Source organism: Streptococcus raffinosi, from assembly GCF_030284685.1.
GTDB classification, from domain to species: domain Bacteria; phylum Bacillota; class Bacilli; order Lactobacillales; family Streptococcaceae; genus Streptococcus; species Streptococcus raffinosi.
The window spans coordinates 39,094-60,018 of the sequence record NZ_JASUZV010000001.1 but is presented as its reverse complement, the minus strand read 5'-3'; the positions used below and the strand labels follow the sequence as shown (position 1 = coordinate 60,018).

The 20,925-nt window shown below is 38.3% G+C and carries 22 protein-coding genes; 20 read left to right on the top strand and 2 right to left on the bottom strand.

Annotated elements, in window-relative coordinates:
• Window positions 1–29: 29 nt before the first annotated feature.
• The 17 genes from QRD39_RS00295 to QRD39_RS00220 all read left to right on the top strand — a co-directional run bounded on the left by QRD39_RS00295 (window position 30) and on the right by QRD39_RS00220 (window position 16,154).
• Window positions 30–2,516, top strand: coding sequence for a bifunctional DnaQ family exonuclease/ATP-dependent helicase (locus tag QRD39_RS00295; RefSeq protein ID WP_285955243.1), 2,487 nt, complete (start codon window positions 30–32; stop codon window positions 2,514–2,516).
• Window positions 2,517–2,661: 145 nt separating this feature from the next.
• Entirely contained in the window at window positions 2,662–3,144 is a 483-nt protein-coding gene (locus tag QRD39_RS00290) for a cell wall elongation regulator TseB-like domain-containing protein (RefSeq protein ID WP_008534800.1), read from the top strand.
• Window positions 3,145–3,146: 2 nt separating this feature from the next.
• The gene (locus QRD39_RS00285) at window positions 3,147–4,328 is read left to right on the top strand and encodes a pyridoxal phosphate-dependent aminotransferase (RefSeq protein ID WP_285955242.1); all 1,182 of its coding nucleotides are present in this window, start codon (window positions 3,147–3,149) and stop codon (window positions 4,326–4,328) included.
• Window positions 4,329–4,366: 38 nt separating this feature from the next.
• Window positions 4,367–5,713 (top strand): asparagine--tRNA ligase, encoded by a 1,347-nt coding sequence (gene asnS, locus QRD39_RS00280; RefSeq protein ID WP_021145235.1) that lies wholly within the window; start codon window positions 4,367–4,369, stop codon window positions 5,711–5,713.
• Between the two features lie 25 nt (window positions 5,714–5,738).
• Complete coding sequence (locus tag QRD39_RS00275; protein ID WP_285955241.1) at window positions 5,739–6,146, top strand: hypothetical protein; 408 nt, start codon at window positions 5,739–5,741, stop codon at window positions 6,144–6,146.
• 109 nt (window positions 6,147–6,255) lie between these two features.
• Window positions 6,256–7,455, top strand: coding sequence for an MFS transporter (locus QRD39_RS00270; RefSeq protein ID WP_285955240.1), 1,200 nt, complete (start codon window positions 6,256–6,258; stop codon window positions 7,453–7,455).
• Window positions 7,456–7,808: 353 nt separating this feature from the next.
• Window positions 7,809–8,189, top strand: coding sequence for a RidA family protein (locus tag QRD39_RS00265; RefSeq protein WP_008534794.1), 381 nt, complete (start codon window positions 7,809–7,811; stop codon window positions 8,187–8,189).
• A gap of 172 nt (window positions 8,190–8,361) precedes the next feature.
• Window positions 8,362–9,015 carry a 7-cyano-7-deazaguanine synthase QueC gene (gene queC / locus QRD39_RS00260; RefSeq protein ID WP_285955239.1) on the top strand — a complete coding sequence of 218 codons (654 nt, stop codon included), beginning with the start codon at window positions 8,362–8,364 and terminating at the stop codon, window positions 9,013–9,015.
• Entirely contained in the window at window positions 9,015–9,458 is a 444-nt protein-coding gene (gene queD, locus QRD39_RS00255) for a 6-carboxytetrahydropterin synthase QueD (protein ID WP_285955238.1), read from the top strand. The genes queC and queD overlap by 1 nt, the downstream gene beginning before the upstream one ends.
• Entirely contained in the window at window positions 9,451–10,167 is a 717-nt protein-coding gene (queE, locus tag QRD39_RS00250; RefSeq protein ID WP_285955237.1) for a 7-carboxy-7-deazaguanine synthase QueE, read from the top strand. The genes queD and queE overlap by 8 nt, the downstream gene beginning before the upstream one ends.
• Window positions 10,168–10,223: 56 nt before the next feature.
• Entirely contained in the window at window positions 10,224–10,715 is a 492-nt protein-coding gene (queF, locus tag QRD39_RS00245) for a preQ(1) synthase (protein WP_003097375.1), read from the top strand.
• Between the two features lie 189 nt (window positions 10,716–10,904).
• The gene (locus QRD39_RS10120; RefSeq protein WP_353056649.1) at window positions 10,905–11,090 is read left to right on the top strand and encodes a CAP domain-containing protein; all 186 of its coding nucleotides are present in this window, start codon (window positions 10,905–10,907) and stop codon (window positions 11,088–11,090) included.
• 128 nt (window positions 11,091–11,218) lie between these two features.
• Window positions 11,219–11,989 carry a DUF1003 domain-containing protein gene (locus tag QRD39_RS00240; protein ID WP_004184087.1) on the top strand — a complete coding sequence of 257 codons (771 nt, stop codon included), beginning with the start codon at window positions 11,219–11,221 and terminating at the stop codon, window positions 11,987–11,989.
• Window positions 11,970–12,860 carry an RNase adapter RapZ gene (gene rapZ, locus QRD39_RS00235; protein ID WP_285955236.1) on the top strand — a complete coding sequence of 297 codons (891 nt, stop codon included), beginning with the start codon at window positions 11,970–11,972 and terminating at the stop codon, window positions 12,858–12,860. Before QRD39_RS00240 ends, rapZ begins: the two co-directional genes overlap by 20 nt.
• Window positions 12,857–13,831 (top strand): YvcK family protein, encoded by a 975-nt coding sequence (locus QRD39_RS00230; protein WP_285955235.1) that lies wholly within the window; start codon window positions 12,857–12,859, stop codon window positions 13,829–13,831. The genes rapZ and QRD39_RS00230 overlap by 4 nt, the downstream gene beginning before the upstream one ends.
• Window positions 13,828–14,739 carry a DNA-binding protein WhiA gene (whiA, locus tag QRD39_RS00225; RefSeq protein ID WP_004184083.1) on the top strand — a complete coding sequence of 304 codons (912 nt, stop codon included), beginning with the start codon at window positions 13,828–13,830 and terminating at the stop codon, window positions 14,737–14,739. The genes QRD39_RS00230 and whiA overlap by 4 nt, the downstream gene beginning before the upstream one ends.
• A 17-nt stretch (window positions 14,740–14,756) precedes the next feature.
• Entirely contained in the window at window positions 14,757–16,154 is a 1,398-nt protein-coding gene (locus QRD39_RS00220; RefSeq protein ID WP_285955234.1) for a C69 family dipeptidase, read from the top strand.
• A gap of 48 nt (window positions 16,155–16,202) precedes the next feature.
• On the opposite strand, the gene QRD39_RS00215 is transcribed toward QRD39_RS00220, so the two are convergent.
• On the bottom strand, window positions 16,203–17,030 hold the full coding sequence (locus QRD39_RS00215) for a PrsW family glutamic-type intramembrane protease (RefSeq protein ID WP_285955233.1): 828 nt from the start codon (window positions 17,028–17,030) through the stop codon (window positions 16,203–16,205).
• Window positions 17,031–17,189: 159 nt separating this feature from the next.
• Between QRD39_RS00215 and QRD39_RS00210 the strand changes: the two genes are divergently transcribed.
• The 3 genes from QRD39_RS00210 (at window position 17,190) to QRD39_RS00200 (ending at window position 19,833) form a co-directional block, all read left to right on the top strand.
• Window positions 17,190–18,734 (top strand): metal ABC transporter solute-binding protein, Zn/Mn family, encoded by a 1,545-nt coding sequence (locus tag QRD39_RS00210; protein WP_285955232.1) that lies wholly within the window; start codon window positions 17,190–17,192, stop codon window positions 18,732–18,734.
• Between the two features lie 218 nt (window positions 18,735–18,952).
• Window positions 18,953–19,351 (top strand): hypothetical protein, encoded by a 399-nt coding sequence (locus tag QRD39_RS00205; protein ID WP_285955231.1) that lies wholly within the window; start codon window positions 18,953–18,955, stop codon window positions 19,349–19,351.
• Window positions 19,352–19,521: 170 nt separating this feature from the next.
• Window positions 19,522–19,833, top strand: coding sequence for a hypothetical protein (locus tag QRD39_RS00200; RefSeq protein WP_042766926.1), 312 nt, complete (start codon window positions 19,522–19,524; stop codon window positions 19,831–19,833).
• 57 nt (window positions 19,834–19,890) lie between these two features.
• Here QRD39_RS00200 and QRD39_RS00195 read toward each other — a convergent pair whose 3' ends face one another.
• Window positions 19,891–20,898: a YeiH family protein gene (locus QRD39_RS00195; RefSeq protein ID WP_285955230.1), complete on the bottom strand. Its 1,008-nt coding sequence runs from the start codon at window positions 20,896–20,898 to the stop codon at window positions 19,891–19,893.
• Between the last annotated feature and the right edge of the window lie 27 nt (window positions 20,899–20,925).

The following is a 20,925-nucleotide window of genomic DNA, read 5'->3' as shown; positions in this document are numbered from 1 at the left end:
TGTTTTGGATATGCTATAATAAGGTCACTATGAGTGAAAAAAACACCAATAAATATGCCATTGTTGATTTGGAAGCAACATCTGCTTCGTCAATGGCTAGTATTATACAGGTGGGAATTGTCATCATGCAAAATGGTCAGGTGATTGACGAATTTGCAAGTGATGTGAACCCGCACCAAAAACTCGATGATCATATTATTCATTTGACGGGTATTACAGATCAGCAGTTAGCCCAGGCACCAGATTTCTCAGAAATTGCTCGTAAGATTTTTGACTTAATTGAAGATTGTATTTTTGTTGCCCATAATGTCAAATTTGATGCCAACCTACTCTCAGAAGCTCTTTTCATGGAGGGCTATGAATTAAGGACACCCCGTGTTGATACAGTTGAGTTGGCTCAGGTTTTTTATCCGACACTGGAACACTATAAACTCTCTCATTTATCTAAGGTCTTAAATCTTGACTTAGCTCAAGCCCATACTGCTATTGAGGATGCAAGGGCTACAGGTCAACTTCTTTTTCATTTAATGGATAAAATAGCTAGTTTACCTAGACAAACCATTGATTTACTCTTGACCTTTTCTGATAATTTGCTTTTTGAGTCTGAGTTAGTCATTCGTGATGCCATAAGAGGACAAAAGCATGAACTTGCAAAAGAGTATATCATGCTTGAGGAGTCTGGTATTGTCCTTCGAAAGCCATTGACTTATAAGAACGAACGCAAATTATCTCAAGATTTTGAAACCAATATTGCACTCCTAGGTTTGGAAACAAGACCTAAGCAAGAAAAGTTTGCTGAGGCGGTCAGAAAAGAACTGGATAATACTGACATTTCCATGATTCAAGCTCAGACAGGAATTGGGAAAACATATGGCTATCTTCTTACCATTTTGGCACAAGCAAATGTAGATAAAGTCGTTGTAGCTGTTCCGACCAAGCTTCTTCAAAATCAAATTATGAGTCAAGAAGCTAAAAGTTTAGCTGAAATCTTTAATATTAATTTTCACAGCCTTAAGGGACCGCAGAATTATATTAAGTTGGATGCCTTTTATCAAACCTTACTACGTCAGGATAGTAATCGTTTGGTCAATCGCTATAAGATGCAACTTTTGGTTTGGTTGACAGATACGGAGACTGGTGATCTTGACGAGATAAGACAGAAGCAGCGCTACATGGCTTATTTTGATGAGATTAAACATGATGGTAAGTTAAAGGCAGATAGTCTTTTTAAGGATTACGATTTTTGGCAACAGTCCTATCAAAAGGCCAAAGAGGCTAAAGTTGTTGTCACTAATCATGCCTATCTCTTAACCCGTATGGAGGATGACCATGATTTTGTCAGAGGGAAAACGCTTGTCATTGATGAGGGGCAAAAGATGGTTCTGGCTTTAGAACAATTTTCTCGTTACCAAGTGAATTTAACAAGTCTTTTGCAACAGATCCATCGTATTCTTGATCATGGTAACCCATCCTTACTGCAACAGCGTTTACTTGAAAATTTGCAGTTTGAAATTAGTCATTTGATTCAGGAACACCAACAATTCCCACAAAAACAGTATAATCGTCAGCAATTAGATTGTTTGCTTCAGACCATAACTGAACTTGAAGGGGAAAGCGGTTTGGTGAAAATGTTATCTCCGTTGCAAACACCCCTTTACAGCCATTTTTGGCTTGAAACTGACTACTATCAGGAACATCGGGTGTCTTATCTAAAGGCTTCACGTCAGGAACTTTTGAAACTGTCTGCCTATCTTCCGAGTGCTCAGAAGGTGTTGATTGTCTCAGCAACCATTGATATTGGTCCTGAAGTTGATGTGGCAGATTTATTAGGGCTAAATCAGGTGCATAAGGTTAGTCTTCCAATGGACAATCTTCTCAATCAGGCAATTTGGATTGATCAAAGCATGCCTATGATTGGTGTTGTATCTGAAGAAGACTATGATAAAGCTGTCGCAAAACGTCTTCAGAAGTTGACTAAAACGGAATATCCTATATTAGTCTTATTCACATCTCGAAAAAGCATGTTAGCTGTCTCAGATTTGCTGGATTTACAGGAAGTACATCACCTCACTCAAGAAAAGAACGGTACGGCTTTTAACGTCAAAAAACGGTTTGATAGAGGTGAGACTAATATGCTTCTTGGAATGGGTTCTTTCTGGGAAGGTGTTGATTTTGCTCAACAAGATAGGGTTATTGAGGTCATCGCACGTCTTCCATTTGACAATCCTAAAGATCCATTCTATCAAAAATTGGAGTCGTGGTTTTCTAAACAAGGAAAGCATACTTTTAATAGCTACAGTCTTCCTATGACAATTTTGCGTTTTAAACAGGCTATTGGGCGTTCGCAAAGACGTCCGGATCAGCGTTCAGCTATACTTCTTTTAGACAACCGCCCCCTAGTCAAGAGCTATGGGAAGCTATTTTTGAAAGAAGTATCTCAAGAGATTTCGCTTGAACGAACTAAATTTAAGACATTCAATGAAGATATCCAGACATTTCTGCAAAAGGAAAGTTAGCTATATAATGTCAATCAAATTTTAAGATGAAAGAGTTTCTCAGACCTAAAAAGATGACGTTAAATATCCATTACTAGCGACATAGCTATGTAAAGATTTATCATTTTCTGATATAATAATTTCAGAAACTTTTTTAGGAGAAATTATGCGTAAACAACGATCAGCTTTGACGAAAAAGCAACAGATTATTTTGGGAATAATTACAATCGTTGCGACCTTAATTGCCTCTATGACAGCTTTACTGATTGTAGCGACAAAGCCCTATATTGATGCTGAAAAGCAAGTGATTGCCATAGCTGAGAGTAAGGCGGATATTAGGACTGTTTCTGAATTTGATATCTACCATGGTCTAGAAACCTATTATGGTCTTCTTGGTAAAACGAGTAAAGGTGAAAAGCTTGCCCTCATTGTCAGTAAAGATTCAGGTGTGGTTGATATTTACAAGCAGTCTGATGGTATTAGTAAGTCGGTAGCAGAGAAAGCTGCCAAGGCGTATGGTGCTAAGAAGATATCTTATGTGCATTTAGGAAAGTATAAGAAAACTCCTATTTGGGAAGTGAAGTCAGGAACCAAGTATTTTCTGGTCGATTTTATCTCGGGTCAGGTTATTAAAGTGGAAGGACTATAAAAATGACAAAATTATCAAATCGTGTATTAGAAATGGGTGAAAGTGTTACTTTAGCAGCCAGTGCGCGTGCTAAAGCCCTAAAAGCTCAAGGACGTGATATCTTGAGTTTGACACTTGGAGAGCCAGATTTCGTTACTCCAAAGAATATTCAGAAAGCTGCTATTGCCTCTATCGAAAGTGGTAAAGCAAGTTTTTATACCGTAGCCTCTGGTCTTCCAGAACTCAAAGAAGCTATCGGTAGCTATATGGACAAATTCTATGGTTATTCTGTAAAACCAAATGAAGTTGTAGTCGGAACTGGTGCTAAGTTTATTTTGTACGCTTTCTTTGCTACTGTTATCAATCCTGGTGACGAAGTAATCATTCCAACGCCTTGTTGGGTTTCTTATGTAGATCAAGTGAAAATGGTTGAAGGTGTTCCGGTCACTTTCCAAACGACTGAAGCAAATCACTTTAAAGCAACAGTAGAACAGCTTGAGGCAGCTCGCACTGAAAAAACGAAAGTGGTCTTGCTTAATTCGCCATCAAATCCAACCGGAATGATTTATAGCAAGGAAGAATTGCGAGCAATTGGCGATTGGGCAGTTGAGCATGATATTTTGATTTTAGCTGATGATATCTATGGTCGCTTGGTATACAATGGCAATAGTTTCACACCGATTTCAAGTCTTTCTGATGCCATTCGTAAGCAAACTATTGTCATCAATGGTGTTTCAAAGACTTATGCCATGACAGGTTGGCGTGTTGGTTTTGCTGTTGGTGATCCAGAGATTATTGCAGGTATGGCTAAGGTCATCAGTCAAACAACCTCTAATCTTACAGCCGTTTCTCAATACGCTGCTATTGAGGCTTTGACAGGAGATCAAACTTCTATCGAAGAAATGCGTCAAGCTTTTGAAGAACGTTTGAATACCATCTACCCACTATTAGCTGAAGTGCCTGGATTTGAGGTTATCAAACCTCAAGGTGCCTTCTACCTCTTCCCTAATGTTAAAAAGGCTATGGAAATCAAAGGCTATACAGATGTCAATGATTTTACCAATGCTATCCTTGAAGAGGCTGAAGTCGCATTGGTAACTGGAGCAGGATTTGGTGCTCCTGAAAATATTCGTCTCAGCTATGCTACAGACCTAGATACTTTGAAAGAGGCTGTTAGCCGAATCAAAGCATTTATGGAAAAATAAATTTTAATATAGATCAACAGAAAAGAGAAGTAATTTACATGTCTAAACAATTAGTTTCAATTATTGATGTGCCTAAACACGTTGGTGAAGAAATCACTATTGGTGCCTGGGTAGCTAACAAATCTGGAAAAGGGAAATTGGCCTTTCTTCAGTTGCGTGATGGGACTGCTTTCTTCCAAGCTGTCGTTTTCAAACCTAACTTTATCGAAAAATTCGGTGAAGAAGAAGGTACTGAAAAATTTAATGTTGTCAAACACCTTAGTCAAGAAACATCTGTCTATGTGACAGGTGTGGTCAAAGAAGATGAGCGCTCTAAATTTGGTTATGAGCTTGATGTAACAGCAGTGGAAGTTATTGGTAAATCTGAAGATTACCCAATCACACCCAAAGAACACGGTACAGACTTCTTGATGGATAATCGTCACCTTTGGTTGCGTTCACGTAAGCAAATGGCTATCCAACAAATTCGTAATGCCATTATCTATGCAACTTATGATTTCTTTGATAAAAATGGCTTCATCAAATTTGATAGTCCAATCTTGTCTGGTAACGCTGCCGAAGATTCAACAGAATTGTTTGAGACAGACTACTTTGGAACACCTGCTTTCTTGAGCCAATCTGGTCAGCTTTATCTTGAAGCTGGTGCTATGGCTCTTGGTCGTGTCTTTGACTTTGGTCCTGTTTTCCGTGCTGAAAAATCAAAAACACGTCGTCATTTGACTGAGTTTTGGATGATGGATGCTGAGTATTCATTCTTATCACATGATGAGTCGCTTGATTTGCAAGAAGCATATGTCAAAGCTCTTATTCAAGGTGTTATTGACCGTGCACCACAAGCTCTTGAAATTCTTGAACGTGATGTCGATCTTCTTAAGAAATACATTGCTGAGCCTTTCAAGCGTGTGTCTTATGATGAAGCAATCGACCTTCTTCAAGCCCATGAAAATGACGAAGATACAGACTACGAGCATCTTGAACATGGGGATGACTTTGGTTCACCACATGAAACTTGGATTTCTAACTATTTTGGTGTTCCAACATTCGTTGTTAACTATCCAGCAAGTTTCAAGGCATTCTACATGAAACCAGTTCCTGGTAATCCTGAGCGTGTTCTTTGTGCCGATCTTTTGGCACCTGAAGGTTACGGAGAAATCATCGGTGGTTCAATGCGTGAGGATGACTACGATGCGCTTGTTGCTAAGATGGATGAACTCGGTATGGATCGCACAGAATACGAATTCTACCTTGACCTTCGTAAATACGGTTCAGTACCTCACGGTGGTTTTGGTATTGGTATTGAACGTATGGTTACCTTTGTAGCTGGTACGAAACACATTCGTGAAGCTATTCCATTCCCACGTATGTTGCATCGTATCAAACCATAAGTCAATTTTCTAGGAGTGCAGGTGTATGAAAAGATGGTTACTTGGCTTGTCAGCCTTACTTTGTTTGGTTTTAATGGTTGCTTGTAGCAAATCTGCTCCCTCTTTACAAGGTGAGTGGAAAGCTCAGGATGCTCTTAAAAAAGATTATAAGATCATTTTTAAGAAAGATAAAGTAACGATTGGTAAGCAGGACTATGATTATACTTTGAATGGTCCTAAAGCTAAAGATGGTTTTACTTATTATTCTCTTAAGTTGAAAGACCAGGGAAATGAAACCAGTTATACTGTATTTTTCCCCACAAAATCAAAAGAGACAGCCCTCTTTTTGCAACCCAATAATGATAAAGAGTCCCTGAAAGGCCAAATGCTCTTTGCGCTCAATAAAAAGGAAAAGCCAGATTACTATGACTATGTCAAAAAGTATCTGAAATAAAAACGCCAACTGGCGTTTTTACTTTAAATGAAAGAGGTGAGGAAAATGTAGGCAACTCTAAGTAAGTCTTTTAGAAACAATCAAATTACATATTGAAAGTGAGAAAACGATGTTTAAAAGAACTTACAAAGGCAATATTCCACTTCTAGCAGGACTGGAATTCACATCTTATTTTGGAATCACCAGTTTTTGGATTTTATTTTTCATTCAGAATGGTCTTTCCTTACTTCAAATCGGTTTACTAGAAAGTATCTTTCATGGGACAAGTCTCTTGTGTGAGATTCCATCAGGTATGTTGGCCGATCGGTTTAGCTACAAGACCAATCTCTATTTGGCTCGCTTGGCCAGTATTGGATCCTCTGTCTTGATTTTACTTGGTCAGGGAAATTTTTGGATTTATGCGATTGCCATGATGGTCAATGCTTGGTCTTACAATTTTGACTCGGGGACCAGTACGGCTTTCTTATATGATTCAGCAGTTGAAGCAGATCAAAAGGACCGCTATCTTCAGATTTCTAGCTTTTTGTCTGGTGTAACAGAAGTCACCCAAACTCTAGGTACAGTTGTTGCTGGTTTCTTTGTTCACGGAGCCTTGGCCTGGACCTATCATATTGCGATTGGCCTTTCATTAGTTTCCATTCTCTTGATTTTTCTGATGAAGGAGCCAGAAACTAAGAGTGATGAAAGAGATAGCTTAACCTTAAAACGGATATTGGTGGTGGTGAAACAAGAATGGCAGGAGAAACCGGTCTTATTTTACTGGATGCTCACCTATCAACTGCTAGGAACCTTCATGTGTATGTTTTATTTTTACTACCAACAGAAAATCAGTGACCTAGCCAGTTGGCAAGTATCGCTCATCATGCTTGTTGGTAGTCTCTTAAATCTTCTAGCTGTTTATCTAGCTAGTCAAATCGGGAAAAAATGGAATAGCAATCAAGTCTTTCCAATTCTGGTTGCGCTGACAGGGTTGGCCTTGCTGTTGGTATGGTTGAGAACTCCATTCGCCTATCTAAGTGTTTATCTCTTGACCAATGCACTTTATGCGGTTTATCAACCCATTTACTACAATGATTTACAAGGCTATTTACCATCCAGTGTACGGGCAACCATGCTGAGCATCAATTCGATGATGTTTAGTCTATCCATGATTGTCATCTTCCCACTGACGGGTTGGTTCATCGATAGTTATGGATTTGTAGTAGTCTTTATCATCCTGGGCCTTGTAACGCTATTCTCTTTCCCTCTCTTACTGATTGGATTGGGGAAAATGGGCAAGATAATAAATAAAGGGACAAAGATGGATTAATATTCCAGACTTTGATTAGTCTACATAAGTTTAAATTGGATAATAGCATCTTGCTTAACAAAATCCGAACGAACTCTCTCTGCTGTGCAGGGAGAGTTTTTTTATCTTTAAAAATTGTGGTAAAGTAGGCACATCCTTTACAATAAGAATCGAGTCGTGTGAAATCTTTAGGCCAAATGCTCTTTGCGCTCAATAAAAAAGAAAAGCCAGATTACTATGACTATGTCAAAAAATATTTGAAATAATAGGAGAAGGATTAGTCTTGAGCTAATTCTTTTCTTTTTGAAAATACCTGTTTCAATTTTCTGAATATTTTGCTATAATAACAACATACTAGTCAAAGGAGAACTATCATGGCAAAAACTATTCATACTGATAAAGCACCCGCAGCAATCGGTCCTTATGTTCAAGGTAAAATCGTAGGAAATCTTTTGTTTGCTTCTGGTCAAGTACCATTGTCACCAGAAACAGGTGAAATCATTGGTGAAACCATTCAAGAACAAACAGAACAAGTGCTAAAAAATGTTGGTGCCATTTTGGCGGAAGCTGGAACAGATTTTGATCATGTTGTCAAAACAACATGCTTTCTAAGTGACATTAACGATTTCGTTCCATTTAACGAAGTTTATGCAACTGCATTTAAAGCTGACTTCCCTGCTCGTTCAGCAGTTGAAGTGGCACGCTTGCCAAAAGATGTTAAAATTGAAATCGAAGTTATTGCTGAGATTGATTAATGATGAGAGCCTTGGCTCTTTTCTTTTTGGCTCAACTGTGATAAACTATAGCTGAAATAAATTTTCGATGTTTGGGAGACACCATCGCTAAAAAAAACCAGTAATGGCGTTTTTTAGCTCCCTCAAGGGAGCTTTTTATGTGTCTCAGACATCAGAGATAAAGAGGAATATTATGAAACGTCAATCTGCTTTGGTCGTCTTTAGTGGCGGTCAAGACTCTACAACCTGCCTTTTTTGGGCTTTAAAACATTATGAAACTGTTGAATTAGTTACTTTTGCTTACGGTCAACGTCATAGCTTGGAAATTGAAGTAGCTAAAAAGATTGCGCAAGAACAAGGTCTTAAACACCATGTTTTGGATATGTCCTTACTTGGACAAATCACTGAAAATGCCTTAACATCTGATATTGAGATTGAGTCTAAAGAAGGTGAAGTGCCTAATACCTTTGTGGACGGGCGTAATCATCTTTTCCTTTCTTTTGCTGCTGTGTTGGCTAAGCAACGTGGGATTACTGATATTGTGACAGGTGTTTGTGAGACTGACTTTTCTGGTTATCCGGACTGTCGTGATGTCTTTGTCAAATCACTTAATGTCACACTTAATCTTGCAATGGCCTATGATTTTGTCATCCAAACGCCACTCATGTGGTTGGATAAGGCTGAGACTTGGGCGTTGGCTGACCAACTGGGAGCTTTTGACTATGTTCGTGAAAAAACGCTGACTTGCTATAACGGTATCATAGGTACAGGATGTGGGGAATGTCCTGCCTGTCATTTGCGTCAAAGAGGTCTTGAAAAATATCTTGCAGAAAGAGGAGAAGCTTAATGTTTTTTGCACCTAAAGAAATCAAGACTGAAACAGGTGAGTCTTTGGTTTATAATCCTCACCGTACAATGGTTTCTAAAGAGTTTACTTTTGATGCCGCCCATCATCTCTTTCATTATGAAGGAAAATGCAAGTCCCTTCATGGTCATACTTATCATCTCCAGATTGCAGTCAGTGGGTATTTGGATGAGCGTGGTATGACCTATGATTTTGGTGATCTTAAGAATATTTATAAGAATTATCTGGAACCTCAACTGGATCACCGCTACCTCAATGAGACTTTGCCTTATATGAACACGACTGCGGAAAATATGGTTTTCTGGATTTTCCAAACGACGAGTCAACATCTGCCTGAGGAAAGAGGGCTTCGTTTGGAATATGTACGCCTATATGAGACACCGACAGCTTTTGCAGAGTTTAGACGGGAGTGGTTGGATGACTAGAGAGCGAGTACTTAAACTACCAGTTCTTGAAATTTTTGGGCCGACCTTTCAAGGGGAAGGTCGAGCCATCGGGCAAAAGACCATGTTTGTGAGAACAGCAGGGTGTGATTACCACTGTGATTGGTGTGATTCAGCCTTCACTTGGGATGGCTCAGAGAAGCCTACTCGAATGACAGCTGATGAAGTGATTGCAGCTTTGGATGCGCTCGGTACCTATGACTATGTTACTCTATCTGGAGGAAATCCGGCGCTTTTAGCAGCCAATATGGCGGAACTCGTTTCAAAACTCAAGGTGAGAGGCGTAACTTTGGCTGTTGAAACCCAAGGATCTCGTTGGCAGGAGTGGCTAAGAGATATTGATCAGGTCACTCTAAGCCCTAAACCACCATCATCAAAGATGGAAGTCAATTTGGAAACACTTGATTTTATTGTCTCTCAGCTTGATCCTGATAAAGTGACCTTCAAGGTTCCTGTTTTTGACGATGCTGACTTGGATTTTGCTAAAATGATTCAGGAACGTTATCAACCAGATGTGATGTTTCTCTCAGCTGGTAATCCTGAACCCAAAGCAGAAGGAAATATTGTCCAGCACCAACTAGAACGTCTCAAAGAACTCTGGGAGACAGTAGCTGCAGATGATTCGTGGGGGAACGTCCGTGTCCTCCCTCAACTGCATACCCTACTCTACGACAATGAGCGTGGTGTTTAGGAAGGATGAAAGTGTATCCTAAACCATCAAAATTATACAAGAAAAAAGGAAGAAAAATGTCACAACAAGAAGAAATGAAAAACCTCACTCTCCTAGGTAACAAGGAGACACCTTATATTTTTGAATACTCTCCACAAGTCTTGGAGTCTTTTGATAATCGTCACACTGATAATGATTACTTTATCAAATTCAACTGTCCAGAATTTACCTCACTTTGTCCGATTACTGGGCAGCCTGACTTTGCCAGCATCTATATTTCTTATATTCCAGACCAGCTCTGTGTTGAGTCTAAATCATTGAAGCTTTACCTCTTTAGTTACCGTAATCACGGAGATTTCCACGAAAATTGTATCAATACCATTGGTAAAGATTTGGTAGAGCTTTTGAATCCTCGCTACCTTGAGGTGTGGGGTAAATTTACACCTCGTGGTGGTATTTCGATTGATCCATATTATAATTACGGTCGTCCAGAAACTAAGTATGAAAAAATGGCAGAGCAACGCCTTTTTAATCACGACCTCTACCCAGAAAATATTGATAATCGTTAATATTGTCCGAAGCCTTCTATAACTGTGAAGGCTTTTTCTGTTAGTGATTTTTACATTTCGAAAGAGTATGAAATTTTTACAAAACTTACACACAATTTCCATTAAGATATTAGGGGGGTGTAATCCTCTTATTAAAAACTTCTATTCATAAAATAATTTGACAATCAAATAAATATTACTTAACATAATATTGTAAACGATTATAAATGCATTGGTATTGTCTACCGTCGAGAATCAGATGGTTCAGTTGTCGCTAATAAATGGTTAAATAGTGGTGTTCGTGAATTGCTTATGAATCCTAATACGACTCAAGCTGCAGTAGCTTACGTCATTGCTGGAGATGGTACTTATTACTGGACTTTGAATTACCAATAATATGATTTTCAATCAAATATCCTAAAAGAGGAAAGAGTCTGAGACTAATCTTGGACTCTTTTTCCCTTATCCATTGAACGATTAAGGATTCATTGTGGTATAATAGAGCCTAGAAAGAAGGCGACAATATGCAGGTAAAGAGAGTTCAGGATTATATCTCTAAAGAGTGGTTTGATGAAACAGATGGCTCTTACTTTGAACGACTTAACAGTCGGATACAGGTGCTTGTAAAAAAAGATTATCCTCTTGTACAAGGACATGATTTTATTAGCAATATCAGTCTTTTGGATTATAGATTGGTTTTTCTTGATGAAATCATTGCTAGTGCCAATGAAAAGAACGAGCATGTACGTGAGACAGTACATGATGTGACCAAAAATTTGTTGTATGAGGATCAGGACGTCCAGGAACAATTGGATAGTCGGATTACTTTTGGTCAAAAAGTTGCGGATGAAGTGGCACGATTTGGTGGATCTTGGACTTTTATCTTGTCGTTTATAGCTTTTATGGGGATTTGGATGGCACTAAATGTCATTCAACCATTTGGAATTTCTTTTGACAAGTATCCATTTATCTTGCTTAACTTGGCCTTATCAACCTTGGCGGCGGTTCAAGCACCATTGATTATGATGAGCCAGAATCGTGCTTCGGATTATGACCGTTTGCAAGCCCGAAATGACTATCATGTGAATAAACAGTCTAAGGAAGAGATTCGTTTTTTGCATGAAAAGATTGATCACTTGGTGCAACAAGACCAGTCTGATTTGCTTACCATCCAAAAATTGCAGACAGAAATGATAATGGCGGTTAGTCAACAAGTTGAAAAAATGTCGGATGATATTCGTAAGATGAAGGAAAAAGGATTAGAAAGGAAGATTCATGGAGACGAAACGAATTGATTTAGTTATCGTAACAGGAATGAGTGGTGCAGGTAAGACTGTAGCGATTCAATCCTTTGAAGATTTAGGATACTTTACCATCGACAATATGCCACCTTCATTAGTGCCTAAGGTTATTGAGTTGGTAAAACATAGTGAAGAGACTTCTAAGATTGCCTTAGTTGTTGACATGCGTAGTCGATTGTTTTTCGACGAGGTAAATGTCATTTTAGACAAGTTGGAAAGTAATCAGGAACTTAATTTCAAGATTCTTTTCTTGGATGCTACAGATGGTGAATTAGTTTCTCGTTATAAAGAGACACGTCGTAGCCACCCCTTGGCTGCAGATGGTCGTGTGTTGGATGGGATTAAGCTTGAACGTGAACTCTTATCACCACTTAAGAGCTTGAGCCAAAACGTTGTAGATACAACTGAAATGACCCCACGTCAGCTTCGTAAGACCATTTCTGAACAGTTTTCATCTACAGAGGATCAGACTTCTTTCCGTATTGAGATCTTGAGTTTTGGTTTCAAATATGGCTTGCCTTTAGATGCGGATTTGGTATTTGATGTGCGGTTCTTGCCAAACCCTTATTATGATCCTGCTCTTCGTAACCAGACTGGTCTGGATCAAGAAGTTTATGATTATGTTATGGAACACAAGGAATCAGAGGTGTTTTACAGTCATTTGACTCAACTTATTAAACCAATCTTACCGGGTTACCAAAAAGAAGGTAAATCTGTTCTCACTATTGCTGTTGGTTGCACAGGTGGCCAACACCGCAGTGTAGCTTTTGCACATCGATTGGCTCAAGAGTTGAAAAATGATTGGACGGTCAACGAAACACATCGTGATAAAGATCGACGTAAGGAGACGGTGAATCGTTCATGAACAAACCAAAAATTACAGTAATAGGTGGAGGAACTGGTATTCCAGTCATTCTTCGTAGTTTGCGCCATAAAGATGTTGATATTACTGCTGTTGTAACTGTGGCTGATGATGGCGGTTCTTCAGGAAATTTACGTGATATCATGCAACTGACACCTCCAGGGGATTTACGTAATGTTTTGGTAGCTATGAGTGATATGCCTAAACTTTATGAACGTGTTTTCCAATATCGTTTTGACAAAACTGATGGTGCATTGGCTGGTCATCCTCTTGGGAATCTTGTTATCGCAGGAATTTCAGAAATGCAGGGATCTACATACAACGCCATGCAGCTTTTAACCAAGTTCTTTCATGTGACAGGTAAGATTTACCCTGCCAGTGAAACAGCCTTGACACTGCATGCGGTATTTCGTGATGGACATGAGGTCGCTGGTGAGAGTAGTATTGCCAAGTATGATGGCATGATTGAGCGTGTTTATGTAACCAATGCTTATAATGAGGATGAACCAAAGGCAAGTCGTAAGGTTGTTGATGCTATTTTAAATAGTGACATGATAGTCCTTGGCCCTGGTTCTCTCTATACATCTATTTTACCTAACTTAGTTATCCCTGAGATTCGTCAAGCGCTTATTGAGACTAAGGCTGATGTTACTTATATTTGTAATATCATGACTCAATATGGTGAAACAGAACAATTTTCGGATGCGGACCATGTGGCTGTGCTTAATCGACATCTTGGCTCTGATGTGATTGATAATGTTTTAGTAAATATTGAGAAAGTTCCTCTGGAATACATGACGAATAACAAGTTTGACGAATACCTTGTTCAAGTTGACCATGATTTCAACGGTTTACGTCGTGAAGCAAAAACAGTTGTCTCATCTAATTTTCTTCGCCTAGAAAATGGGGGTGCCTTCCACGATGGTGATTTAGTCGTTGAAGAACTCATGCATTTAGTGAGGAAGAAGTCATGAGTTTCACAATCAAGGTTAAAGAAGAGATCATTGCTGAATCAACCAAAGATAAGGCCGAATTGTCAGCTTTGATTAAGATGTCTGGTTCTGTAGGTTTGACCAATCAAGGGCTGACACTCTCTATCTCGACAGAGAATGCAAAGATTGCTCGTCACATTTATCAATTAATGGAGAGTCGCTATCATATTGCCCCTGAGTTAAGACACCATAATAAGACTAACCTCAAGAAAAATCGTGTCTATACGGTTTTTGTGGCTGAACAAGCCAATGATATTTTGTCTGATTTACAATTGGCGGATTCTTTCTTTGGCTTTGAGACAGGGATTGAGACGTCAATAATGGAAGACGATGAGGCTGGAAGGTCTTATTTACGAGGGGCTTTTCTGGCAACAGGAACGGTACGTGACCCTGAAAAAGGACGTTATCAATTAGAAATTTTCTCTGTTTATCAGGACCACGCAGAGGATTTAGCCTCTCTCATGAAAAAATTTATGCTTGATGCCAAGGTTTTGCAACATAAAAATGGCTTTGTGACCTATCTTCAAAAAGCAGAAGATATTATGGATTTTCTTCTTGTCATTGGAGCCATGACTTCAAAGGAAATTTTCGAAGAAGTCAAGATTATGAGAGAAACTAGAAATGACCTAAATCGGGCAAATAACGCTGAGACAGCTAATATCGCTAGGACTATCAGTGCTAGCATGAAAACAATAAATAACATTATCAAGATTATGGATACGGTTGGCTTGGAGATTTTGCCGGCTGAACTGCGTCAAATTGCCCAACTCCGTATTGCAAATCCAGATTACTCAATTCAGCAAATCGCTGATAGTATAGAGCCGCCTCTAACCAAAAGTGGTGTCAACCATCGTCTCAGAAAAATCAATAAAATTGCGGACGATTTGTAAGTAGAAAGGAAGCTTTTATGGCTTGTACAACGATTTTAGTAGGTAAGAAAGCCTCATATGATGGCTCTACCATGATTGCCCGTACTGAAGACTCTCAATCAGGTGTTTTCACACCTAAAGAGTTTCTTGTAGTAACACCCGAGGACCAACCACGTCATTACCAATCTGTGCTTAGCGATTTTTCGATTGATTTGCCAGATAATCCATTAGGTTATACTTCCGTACCAGATGCCCTTGGTAAAGATGGTATCTGGGGAGAAGCCGGTATTAACTCAGCGAATGTTGCTATGAGTGCAACGGAAACAATCACGACCAATGCGCGTGTTCTTGGTGCGGATCCTCTTGTTAAAGATGGATTTGGCGAAGAGGATATGCTGACTCTGGTTTTACCTTATATTAAGACTGCTCGTGAAGGTGTCCTTCGCTTGGGACAACTCCTTGAAACTTATGGAACTTATGAGTCAAATGGTATTGCTTTTTCTGACACTGAAGAAATTTGGTGGCTAGAAACAATTGGTGGTCACCATTGGATTGCTAGACGTGTTCCGGATGATGTCTATGTTACCAACCCAAATCAACTAGGTATTGATCATTATGAATTTGAAAATCCAGATGACTATCTCGCTTCACCAGATATTCGTGACTTTATTAATAAGCATCATTTGGATTTGACTTATTCTAACGAACACTTCAATCCACGTTATGCTTTTGGTAGCCAGCGAGATAAGGACCGTCATTACAATACACCACGTGCTTGGGCTATGCAAAAGTTTTTGAATCCAGAAAAGGAGTATGATCCAAAATCATTCTTCATTCCATGGTGTCAAAAACCTTACCGCAAAATTACAGTTGAAGACGTTAAATATGTTTTGAGCCTTCATTATCAAGACACCCCTTATGATCCTTATGGCCCTCAAGGTGATGCTGTTAGTCAACGTCAATTCCGTCCAATTGGTATTAATCGTACGAGTCATACAGCTCTCTTGCAAATGCGTCCTCATAAACCTTCTGAAACGACAGGTATCCAATGGTTAGCCTATGGATCAATGCCTTTTGGAACCATGGTACCATTTTGGACTCAAGTTGGTACAACGCCTGCTTATTTCCGTCAAACAACTGATAAGGTTGACACAGGCAATTTCTACTGGAGTAATCGCTTGATTGCTGCCATTTGTGATTCTCATTTTCAACATCACGAAGCTGATTTGGATGACTATGTCGAAACAACTATGGCTCTTGGCCATGCCATGATTAATCGTGTCGATACGGCTTTGGCAAATGGTGAGAGTATTGATTTTGAAGCTGAAAATCAAAAAATTAGTGACCAGATTCAGTCAGAAACAGATAAACTATTGGCAAAAGTCTTAGATGATGCTAGCAATTTAATGACTAACCGATTCTCAATGAGTGATTAAACTTATTAAAAAACCTTTCCATAAAAAATGGAAAGGCTTTTTAGTGCTTTAACTATTGTTATTTTCTTCATCAAGCCTAGATAGCAGTTGATAAAGCATAATGAAGAAGAAAAGATTAATTGAAATAAGAAGGCCTGAAGCCCAGGGAAAATCACTTTCTAAATTTCTAAGAGGTGAGTTCCAAGCAAAATGAGCGGCAAAAGCACCACAGGCATAAAGGAAGCCAATAAGGCAGTATTTTTGATTAATAAGCTTTCGACATGAACGCCATATTAAGATTAATCCCATAGCAAAGAAAGACGTATAAAGCCAGTGAGATGATACGACACCAATACTGCGGCCAAGGATTCCCGAAATCGTATAAGAAAAACCATCAGGTAAATCTGAAAGGATATAGGAGAAATCTTCACTAATCTGAAAACCTAGACCAGCTGTTATAGCAACAAGTAAGAGCCCTTTGTAATTTTTTGTTGGTACCATATAGATAGCAAAGAGAAAAGCTGCCAGTTTGAGAGGTTCCTCAACAAGAGGAGCCATAATAGCATCTTCAAAACGATAGAAAAAATGTTTCGAAGATAGGTGGGCCGTTACCCATTCATGAGAGAAGGTATTGGCATAACCTGCCATCCATCCCGTGATAAAGAGACCACCAATTAGGGAAAAAGCTAGCACAAGTGGTCTAACCTGCCATTTTTTACCTAAATGATAAATAAGAAATAAAGCTGGAACGATATAACATAGTGCAATGAGTGTTGATAGCCCAATGATACCGTAAGCTGAACCAGACAGAGCACCTGAAGTGTATGATTGGGTATCATAAGTCAGGCCAATGGCTGAAAGTAACAAAAAAATATACAGGGTTAATTTTCGAAACATGTATAACCTACTTTCCAAATGATACTTCCAGTATAACAAATAATTCATTTACACCGAAATATTTCAATTTTTTTATTTTAGGACTTGCAAAATAAAAATAGTGTGATATACTTAACCGGTAAACTATTAACTGGTTAAGTATTTTTTGAAAGGATTATTATGAAAAAGAAACGTATTTTTGGCCTAGCAGGCCTAGCAGCGATTGTTCTAGCGGCAGGTGCAGGTATTTATTATACGACTAGCCAACATAGTTCAAAAGACAATGGTGATATGAAAGTCGTTACAAGTTTTTATCCCGTTTATGAATTCACCAAGCAGGTTGTTGGTGATGAGGGAGAGGTGTCTTATCTTATTCCTGCAGGAACTGAAGCCCATGATTTTCAGCCTTCTACGAAGAATGTCGCTGATATTGAAAAGGCTGACACTTTTGTCTATCTAAATGAAAATATGGAAACATGGGTTCCAAAGGTTGAAAAATCCATTAACACTAAACATACTAAAGTCATTAAGGCAAGTAAGGGTATGGTTCTTCTTCCTGGTATTGAGGAAGAAGAGCATGAGCACGGGGAAGAAGGTCATCACCATGAGTATGATCCTCATGTCTGGCTGTCACCAAAACGTGCTCAAAAGTTGGTAGAAACCATTAGAGATGGTTTGATTGCGCAACACCCTGACAAGAAAGCGGTGTTTACAACAAATGCAGAGAAATACCTTAAAAAATTACAAACCTTAGATAAAGAGTATACCGAAGCACTCAGTCAAGCCAAACAGAAGAGTTTCGTAACACAACACGCAGCTTTTGGTTATCTAGCCTTAGATTACGGTTTGACACAAGTGCCAATTTCAGGTGTTTCTGCTGAGTCTGATCCATCGGCTAAACGTATTGCTAGTCTTTCTAAGTATGTCTCAGAATATAACATTAATTATATCTACTTTGAAGAGAATGCTTCAAGTAGTGTTGCTAAGACCTTAGCAAATGAAGTAGGCGTTAAGACAGCAGTTTTAAATCCGATTGAATCTTTAACCAAGGATCAGTTGAAAAAAGGTGAAAATTATGTCAGCGTCATGAACGAAAATTTAAAAAATCTTCGTTTGACTACTGATGTTGAAGGTAAAACCATCCAACCAGAATCTGGAAGTGATGATAAGAAAACAGTCCAAAATGGCTATTTTGATGACAAGGATGTTAAAGATAGAAAATTAACTGATTGGTCAGGTGATTGGCAATCTGTTTATCCTTACCTTCAAGATGGTACTTTAGACCAAGTATTCGAATACAAATCTCTAATGAACAAGGATAAAACAGCACAAGAGTATAAGGATTACTATACTAAAGGGTATCAAACAGACGTTTCTAAAATTTCGATTGATGGTAAGAAAATGACCATGACTTTCACTAAGACTGATGGAAGTAGTGTGACACATACTTATCGTTATGACGGCTATAAGGTTTTGACCTATGCTTCTGGTAAGAAAGGTGTTCGCTATCTTTTCACAGCTACTGACAGTCAAGCGGCAGATAACCCTTACCAATATGTCCAATTCTCAGATCATCAAATAGATTCAACAACTTCAGCACATTTCCATATTTTCTTTGGAAATAGCAGTCAAGATGAGATTCTAAAAGAAATGGATAATTGGCCAACTTATTATCCAGCAAAACTCAGTGGCTTTGATATCGCACAAGAAATGATCAGTCACTGATACTATTAAATCACTCATATTTTGAGTGATTTTTCTTCTTTAAAAAATCTTTCATTTTTAAACTCTTAGAAAAATAGCTTGTTCAATAATTTTAAAATAGAAGATTTAAACAAAAAAATTTTTTCTAAAAAATCATGAAAAAATTAAATTATTACTACTTTTTTTCATTCTTTAGTGGTACAATAATATTACGATTTTCAGATGATCAGGAGAGACCTATGAACCAGTATTTAGTAGCGATACACTATATTCAACTGCTGCAAGCAGAACTCGATATTCTTAATCATGATGCACGATTACTTTTTGATTTAAAGATTGACCCTAATCTTGTCAAAAGAGAGCTTGCTGACCTAAAAGTATCCCTGTCTAAATTATCTGATAAAAACCTTTATATTGAAGGAACTATCTGGTACCAGCCAAGTTTATTCACGATTATCGATCAAAATTTAGGAGTTATTGATGATTGGCTAAAGGACATAGATGACTTCTTTGCATTTACCTATGCAACAACAGTTTATACAGTTTTGAAAGAAAATGAAAATCGTAGTTATGACCTATTGCTTGGTCTCTATAGCCGCCTAGAATATATTGTTTCAGAAATAAAAAGTTGCCGCTAGCTTGCTAACGGCTTTTAGTTTACCCTGATAGAATCATATTAATCTATTAAGTAGATATAACATACATTTAAAATACCAAATAATTTGACAAAATCTTCAAATATGTGTAAAATAAAATTTGAAAATACTCTAATAAAAAGAACTAAAGATTAAAGGAAGATAATAACGAAGTGAGTAATCAGGGGTTGAAATGGGGTTCTTTTTGTAAATATTATTTGGTGAGTCTTGCTTCACTAAGCCTTTTATGTTTTACGTTCTATGGCCTTTATTCTTTAAATGAACTCTTCCCATTGTCTTTAGACAAGACTTCAAGTTTGGAAATTAAGCATTATTCTGGTCAGTCATCTTCTACAGCTAAAAAAGATGGTATTTATAAAGTCCAAGACTTTAGTGGCCAAACTAAGAGTTATGATGTTGATTTGCATGTATCAAATGAAGGGGATAAGGTTGTTCAAACCTACATCTTCGAGTATAAGAAATGACATCTCGTGATAAAAACTCACAAACGAATAGTTTGTGAGTTTTTTTGTATTTATATTTTACCAGAGTCCTAATACTTTTTGCATGAGCAGGGATGCAAGACTAATCAATACCCAACAGAGCCCCCCAACTAGTAGAGCGGATCCGCCTTTGGTAATGAGTTTCTTCAGATTTGTTTGGTAACCGATAGCTGTCATTGCCATGATAATCATAAACTTTGAAAGGTTCTTTAAAGGAGCAAAAACAGTAGCGGATGTGCCAAGAGACGTTGTAACAGTTGTAATGAGAGAAGCCACTAGGAACCAGAGAATAAAATTAGGAACAGCTTTGATTAGAGAAAATGACTCTTTTCTATCTTCCTTTTTTGATTGCCAAATAGATAGGCCAAGTGTAATAGGAATGATTGCAAGAGTACGAGTTAACTTAACAATTGTTGCTTGCTCTAAAATCGATGTTCCGTGCAAGCTATCCCAAGAACTGGCAGTGGCAGTTACAGACGAAGTATCGTTAACGGCTGTTCCAGCAAATATGGCGAATCCTTCATTACTAAGGCCTAGCCAAGATCCCAAGTGAGGGAAGAACAGAGCCGCTAAGATATTAAAAAAGAATATTACCGAGATTGCTGTGGCTATGGATTCATCTTTCGCTTTGATGACAGGTGCTGTTGCAGCAATAGCAGAACCTCCACAGATTGAAGAACCAACTCCTACTAAAGTAGTAATTTCGCTATCTAACTTAAATAACCGGTGAATGATATAAGCTGTACTGAGTGCCGTAGCAATAGTGACTAAAATGATAGGAAGTGAGGTTAAGCCAACTTGGAAAACTTGAGAAAGGTTTAGCCCAAACCCTAGAAGAATAACAGCGTATTGTAATACTTTTTTGGATGTGAACTGTATCCCAGTTTTAAGTTTTTCAGAGTCTGTAATTAAACTGCCAAACAAGAGGCCAATGAAAAGGCCAATGACAGGCCCTCCGATAATAGGAAATAATATTCCAAGATACCAGGCTACAAGTGAAATAAGTATTGCAATACTTATACCAGGTAAGAATGATTTGATTTTCATTTTTTCATCTCCTTAAAAATTGCCTAC